Annotated in this window: 1 protein-coding gene; it reads left to right on the top strand. The window is 41.2% G+C overall.

Annotated features, from left to right (window positions below):
* The coding region (locus tag KDK19_RS14160) for a hypothetical protein (RefSeq protein ID WP_257292219.1) at window positions 1-1024 on the top strand (1024 nt) is incomplete at its 5' end.
* Window positions 1025-1146 lie beyond the last annotated feature (122 nt).

Here is a 1146-nt window from a genome sequence, read left to right as displayed (position 1 = left end):
AAGCTTGGACTTCTTTGTTTTGTTTGATGCCTTCGGCAAGGTGATGTGCCCTTCCATCACGTTGCGACAGGCTTTTATTGACAGTTTATGCCAGAAAGAAGCCCATAATATCAATCCAGTGATCGGGATCAGTACGCCTGAAGATATTAGAACCGGCAGCCTCAAAGGACACAGAGACATGGCGATTCCGTTTCCTGGCCACCCTTTGCCAAAAACTGCTGACTACTTATCTGCTCAATTGATTCTCGAGTTTATGCTGCATGATCTTTATCATGCAGTACGAGCCAGCATGTTAAGAAATGCTGATATCGATTTAATCGTTGCCGTTGCCGATGTTGTGAGAAAAATTAAAATGGCCTTCCACAATGAGTACATTCAGGTAAAACAGGATTTTCAGCAGAAGAAAGCGTGCTTTGAAAGCTCTATTTCCAAATACCCGCAGGAACAACAAGACCAAAAGATAAAAGACTGGCAGAAGTATGAGGAGTCGGCCAATAATAGGCTCGATTATTTGCGACGTACCAGAAAAGCCCTGGGGCAACTTGCATTTAACCTTGAAGATCTGGAAACCAATGAAGTAACTTGGAGGATATATCCGGAAGATTATGATAACGAACGATTCAGATATCACTTGTCAAATATTCTGTTTCAATTGAACAGGTCTTCGGGACAACCGTGGCGCGAGTTGCTAAGTGAAACCGATGCAGGCATTGTCGGCCAGTGCATTATTCCGATGATTATCGGTAATTTGTCTAATCCCCAGAGATTTTATCGTTATTTTTGCTGGGAGATTGATAGGGAAGTCAATTTATATCACAATAAAGATCTCTCAGAAACGCAGAAAAAGGAATACGTAGCCAGAAGTAAAAAGTTGATTGAACCGCTGAATCCATCAGCAAAGCTCGACAAATTACAGTGGCCGACTTTCCTCCGGGAAGCCAACATAGATGATAAATGGAGTGCCTATTCCAAACTCTGGACTTGGTTAATGAACCAATGCAATTTACTGATCTATTTTGATTGAACGTACAATTAATTAAAACGTCTTTTCAAAAGTTGTTATCCGGGTGCGTATCCAGTGACTTATGGCTCGGAACTTAATACTGTCTATCGGGTCAAACATTTTAATACCAAATGATAAAACCA

The sequence above is a fragment of the Endozoicomonas sp. ONNA1 genome, assembly GCF_024606325.1.
Lineage (GTDB): Bacteria > Pseudomonadota > Gammaproteobacteria > Pseudomonadales > Endozoicomonadaceae > Endozoicomonas_A.
Note: the sequence above shows the minus strand (reverse complement) of the source record. Positions and strands in the feature narration are given on the sequence as shown.